This window comes from Arthrobacter sp. 10T413_2 (assembly GCF_056394205.1).
This window is the reverse complement of the sequence record NZ_JBFTHK010000235.1, coordinates 1-5396: the sequence shown is the minus strand read 5'-3', so window position 1 is coordinate 5396 and position 5396 is coordinate 1. Positions and strand designations below refer to the sequence as shown.

The window sequence follows — 5396 nt, the reverse complement described above, 5'->3', positions numbered from 1 at the left end:
GCAGTGCTGCGCGCGCCGCCTCGATGGCCTCCTCGACGCGGGCGGCGGAGGCCAGGACGACCTCCTTTTCCTGGTCGCCGGTGGCCGGGTTGAAGACGGGGCCGAACCGCTCGGCGTCCGACACCAGGGCGCCGTTGATGAAGTGCGGGATGCGTTCCATGGGGTGGGTCTCTTTCGTGAAGGGCAGGCGTTTGGAAKGGCAGGTAAGAAGGTGCGGCCGTTTGAGGAGCCGGACGCCTAGTTGGCGGAGTCGAGCGAGCCGTCGACCAGCTTGACGATCGCCGAGCAGTCCATGCCGGACTGGCCGGAGTCAATGAGCCGTTGGAAGAGCTGCTGGACATGCTCGCCGAGTTCCAGCGGGGTGCCGGTGTCGCGGGMAGCGCTGATGGCCAGGCCGATATCCTTGTTGGCCAGTTCGGTGGTGAAGGTGGGGGCGAAGCCGTTGTTTGACGCCGCGGTGGGCACGACGCCGGCCACGGGGTACCAGGTGCGCAGGGCCCAGCTGTCGCCGGAGGAGACGGACGCGATGTCCCAGAACACCTGCTTGTCCAGGCCGAGCCGGTCCGCCAGCACAGCGCCCTCGGCGGTGGAGGCGAGGTTGATGAAGAGCATGAGGTTGTTGCAGATCTTGGCGGCCTGCCCGGTGGTGGCGCCGCCGGTGGGGATGACGTTGGMTGCCATCGGCTTGATGTAGTCGGTCGCGTCGGCGACGGCGCCGGCCTCTCCGCCGATCATGAACGTCAAGGTGGCKGCTTTCGCCCCGCTCATGCCGCCCGAGACGGGCGCGTCKACAAAGCGGAAGCCGGCGGCAGCGGCGGCGTCGTGCAGGGCCTGGGCGGAGGCGATGTCGATCGTGGAGGAATCCACCAGCAGCGTCCGGGTGTCGGCATGGGCCAGGACGCCGTCCTCGCCGAGATAGACGGCACGGGCGTGCTCGCCCTTGGGGAGCATGGTGAAGACGACGTCGGCACCGTCGACGGCCTGGGCGATGCTGCCGGCGGGCTTGACGCCCCCGGCCTCGGCGGCGGCAACCGCCCTGGGGTTGAGGTCGAACCCGCGGACCTCGTGTCCGGCGTTTGCGAGGTTGGCGGACATGTATCCGCCCATGTTTCCCAGTCCTATCCAGGCGATGGATGCCATGGCTTAAGCTCCTTTGCTTGTTGATTGCCGTGCGCCTCAGCGCTCCGGTCCGAAAGCCGAACCGCGGCGTCCCAGTGTMCACGATCACACCCTGCTAGGGTGCAATCAAGGAGAAAAAACACAGATGGTATGTGCATGAATGCACAACCGCGTCATGGCCGGAAGCACACCCGGGACACACCCAGGGGCCGGCCTCCGTCGACGTTGACGACTKACTCGCTGGAGGGGGACCATGGTGGACTTGCGGCGGCTCCCAAGCCCCGACGACCTGCTGATCCTGCTGACCGTGGCGCGGCTGGGCCGGTTCAACGCGGTGGCGGAGACGCTCGGCACCACCCACACCACCATTTCCCGCCGCGTCCTGGCCTTGGACAAGCAGCTCGGCGGCCGGACGCTCGAACGCAGCCCGCACGGCTGGGAGCTGACGGAGCTCGGCAGCCGGGCCGTCGCGGCGGCGGAGGCCATCGAGGGCACTCTCGGGGCCCTGTCCAGCAGCATTGCGCGGACCGGCGACGTGGTCTCCGGACTGGTCCGGATCAGCACACCGGACGGTTTCGGCGCCGACTTCCTCGCACCCGCGCTCGTGCGGTTGCAGCGAAGGAATCCGCTGCTCAACGTCGAGCTCCTCAGCGCCACGCGCAAGGTGAGCCAGAACCGCTCCGGCGTCGATCTCGAAGTCGTGGTGGGCAACATGGAAACCGCAAGCGGCCAGGCCATCTTCCTGAGCAACTACTTCCTCAGGCTGTACGCCAGTCCCGGGTACGTGCAGGAGCACGGGCTTCCGKCAACGCTCGACGACGTCCGGCAGCACGGCTTTGTCTCGTACGTGGAATCAGCACTCCAGGTGGCCGAACTGGGCCACCGCTCCACCCAGCTGCCCGTGCCGCGGTCCAGCTTCCAGGCCACGAGCGTCTTCGCCCAGCTGGAGGCCGTCCGGCGCGGCGCCGGGATCGGCCTGCTTCCCAACTTCCTGGTGGCGGGCCGGCCCGGGTTCGTGCCCGTGCTGCCCGATGACTTCCAGCGCCAGCTCCCCATCTGGGCGGTGGGGCGGCCCGAGTCCCTGCGCTCTGCCCCCGTCCGGGCCGTGCTCGAGGCGGTCCGCGGCGAAATCCGGGACCGCCAGGACGTGCTGTCCGCCTGAGGCCGTTCGGATTGAGGCAGCTTAACGCCGACGGCCCGGATCCGAGCGGTGCGCGAATCCGGGCCGTCGGCCCCTCAACAGGTTTCCCCGGGCCCTGATTCCCGGGGCCGGMGGCTTACCGCTTGCCGGCGGCGAGGAGGTCTGCGGTGCCCTGGGCGTCGGCGGCGTCGACGTCGTGGAGCGAGACGCCGCGGGTCTCCTTGAGGAAGAACAYGGCGACGGCGGTGATCGCACAGGCGATCAGGAGGTAGATGGCTACCGGGACGGAGGACTTGTACTGGCCCAGCAGCGCGACGGCGATGATCGGCGCGAGCGAACCGGCCACGATCGAGGTCACCTGGTAGCCGAGGGACACGCCGGAGTACCGCATCCGGGTCGGGAACATCTCGGCCATGATGGCCGGCTGCCCGGCGTACATCAGGGCGTGGAAGAGCAGGCCGATGATGACCGCGGCGAGGATGACCAGATCGTTTCCGGTGTCCATCATCGGGAAGGCGAAGAAGCCCCAGGTCGCACCCAGAACGGCGCCGGCCATGTAGACGGGCTTGCGGCCCACCCTGTCCGAGAGCCGGCCGACCATGGGCACCACGGAGAAGTGGATGAAGTGGGCCACGAGCAGGAGCAGCAGGATCCGGGCGGTGTCGGCGTGGACCACCGTCTTGAGGTAGGTGATTGAGAAGGTGACCACGAGGTAGTACAGGATGTTCTCCGCGAAGCGCAGGCCCATCGCGGTGAACACGCCGCGGGGGTAGCGGCGGAAGACCTCGGCAACGCCGTAGCCCTTGTGGCCTGCCTCAACTTCCTTGCGTGCTTCCAGGAAGATCGGGGCGTCGCTGACCTTGGTGCGGATGTAGTAGCCGATGAGGACGATCACGGCGGAGAGCCAGAAGGCGACCCGCCAGCCCCAGGCGAGGAAGTCCGCCGAAGACAGCACGGAGGACAGGATGAACAGCACCGCGGTGGCGAAGAGGTTGCCCAGCGGAACGGCAGACTGCGGCCAGCTGGCCCAGAAGCCGCGGGACTTGCTCGGGCTGTGCTCCGCGACGAGCAGGACGGCGCCGCCCCATTCCCCGCCGACGGCGAAGCCCTGGGCGAAGCGCAGGAAGACCAGCAGCGCCGGGGCCCAGTAGMCGACCTGCGCGAAGATGGGCAGGCAGCCCATCAGGAACGTGGACACGCCCACCAGGATGATGCTGAGCTGGAGCAGCTGCTTGCGGCCGAACTTGTCGCCGAAGTGGCCGAAGACGATCCCGCCGATCGGGCGGGCAACGAATCCGACGGCGTATGTGAGGAACGCCGCGAGGATTCCGTCCAGTTCGGTCTGCGAATTCGGGAAGAAGGCCTTGCCGAAGACCAGCGTCGCCGCGGATGCGTAGAGGAAGAATTCGTACMATTCCACCACGGTGCCGGCCATGGAGGCCGCCACCACCTTCTTCAGGCCGGACGTCTTGACGTCGGGCTCGCCTGCGCGCGTCGCAGCAGCGTTTTCCGTGCTCATGAGAACTCCTTCGGTGTCGCCCTCGACACCCTGTGGACCATTGGGCTGAGATGTTGTGTGAGTTAGCACACACAGCGTTATTCTCAACGAGTATGGGTCCCGGGGCCGTGAGCCACAACGACCATTAGTGCAGAGAGCATCTGCAAAAATGCACAGCGATGAGCGGCTGCTAGGCGAAGAAATTGCTCCGCAACTGGCCGCTGAGCTGCCCGATTTCGGTCAGGAAGCCGTCGTGGCCGATCGGCGCCTCGATGATGTGCAGCTCGGGGCCCCCCGGCAGGGCCTCGGCCAGTGCACGGGACTGGGCGGGGAAGTACAGGCGGTCCGAGTCCACGGCCGCCACCAGGAACTCGGCCGTGGCCGGGGCCACGGAGTCCCGGAGGCTTCCGCGTCCGCGGCAGACGTCGTGGCTCATGAGCGCCTCGGTGATGGCGATGTAGCTGTTGGCATCAAAACGCCGGACCAGTTTGTTGCCCTGGTGGTCCAGGTAGCTTTCGACCTGATAGCGTCCGCGCCCGGCCAGCGATCCGGCCTMCAGCGGCGCCTCGGACTCCTGGGCGTTCCGGCCGAACCGGCCGTCGAGCTCGGCCGMGGAGCGGTAGGTGATGTGCGCGATCCGGCGGGCGAGGGCGAGCCCCGCTTCGGGTTCCGGGCCGCCGTAGTAGTCCCCGCCGTTGAAGTTCGGGTCCTGGCGGATGGCCAGGGTCTGGGCCTGCGCGAAGGCAATCTGTTCGGCCGTGCTGCTGGCRCCGACGGAAATCACGGCGCAGCGCCGGACCCGCGAGGGGTAGGTCACGGCCCACTCAAGGGCGCGCGCGCCGCCGAGCGAACCGCCCAGCACGGCGTACCAGCTGTCGATGCCCAGGGCATCGGCCAGCCGCGCCTCGGCGGCGGTCGTGTCCCGGAGTGTCACGAGCGGGAACCTCGATCCCMAGGGAYGGACGTCGGGGGCCGGCGTGGAGGGTCCCGTGGAGCCGTAGCAGCCGCCCAGGATGTTGATCGATACGACGAAGTACTTGTCCGTATCCACGGGGGCCCCGGGTCCGGCCAATTGTTCCCACCAGCCGGGTTCCTCGCTGGCACCGCGGGTCACATGGGTGTCGCCGGTCAGGGCATGTTCAATGAGGACGGCGTTGGAGGCATCGGCATTCAGGGTCCCCCACGTCTCATAGCCGAGGACCACGTCCGGCAGCTGGACCCCGGATTCGAGCTGCAAGTCACCGATCCTGAGGTACTGGACGGTCCCGTCCGGCACCCGGGCCGCTTGGGCGGCAGGGCTTGCGGAAACGGAGTTCCGGATTGGTTTGGTTTCGGGTTCACCACTGCGGGTKACGGCAATCGTCATATGAGGACCTAACTTCGCGCTTGCCTGCCGTCAGCTGACCGGCAGGCCAGGTCTTCACCCGGGGCACCCCGCCGCAAATGGAGGGTTGCCGGCCAGCAAGCCGGGGCTGTCGCTGGCACTCATGACCTTGTATGAGTGTACGAAACAGCGTGCGGAAATGACGAAGATTGTGACTTCCGTGTGACAGCCGGCGGCCGGCACTCCCCGTCCGCGGGAGGCCGGCCGCCGGTTATCCGGTGGAGCTAGGTGTACTCAGCCAGGACGTTGGTTAC

Annotated in this window: 4 protein-coding genes and 1 riboswitch; of the genes, 1 reads left to right on the top strand and 3 read right to left on the bottom strand. The window is 67.7% G+C overall.

Features of this window, described 5'->3' with window-relative positions; all coding sequences use genetic code 11:
- Positions 1–237 precede the first annotated feature (237 nt).
- Positions 238–1140, bottom strand: a complete 903-nt coding sequence (gene mmsB / locus AC1DBQ_RS21350) for a 3-hydroxyisobutyrate dehydrogenase (RefSeq protein WP_476930417.1) — start codon at positions 1138–1140, stop codon at positions 238–240.
- Between the two features lie 241 nt (positions 1141–1381).
- Here mmsB and AC1DBQ_RS21345 point away from each other — a divergent pair, with 241 nt between their 5' ends.
- On the top strand, positions 1382–2281 hold the full coding sequence (locus AC1DBQ_RS21345) for a LysR family transcriptional regulator (RefSeq protein WP_476930418.1): 900 nt from the start codon (positions 1382–1384) through the stop codon (positions 2279–2281).
- A gap of 115 nt (positions 2282–2396) precedes the next feature.
- Here AC1DBQ_RS21345 and AC1DBQ_RS21340 read toward each other — a convergent pair whose 3' ends face one another.
- The gene (locus AC1DBQ_RS21340) at positions 2397–3779 is read right to left on the bottom strand and encodes an MFS transporter (RefSeq protein ID WP_476930416.1); all 1383 of its coding nucleotides are present in this window, start codon (positions 3777–3779) and stop codon (positions 2397–2399) included.
- Positions 3780–3948: 169 nt separating this feature from the next.
- Positions 3949–5124 carry a homoserine O-acetyltransferase MetX gene (gene metX / locus AC1DBQ_RS21335; RefSeq protein ID WP_476930415.1) on the bottom strand — a complete coding sequence of 392 codons (1176 nt, stop codon included), beginning with the start codon at positions 5122–5124 and terminating at the stop codon, positions 3949–3951.
- Between the two features lie 11 nt (positions 5125–5135).
- Positions 5136–5251: riboswitch (SAM riboswitch) on the bottom strand.
- Positions 5252–5396: the final 145 nt, after the last annotated feature.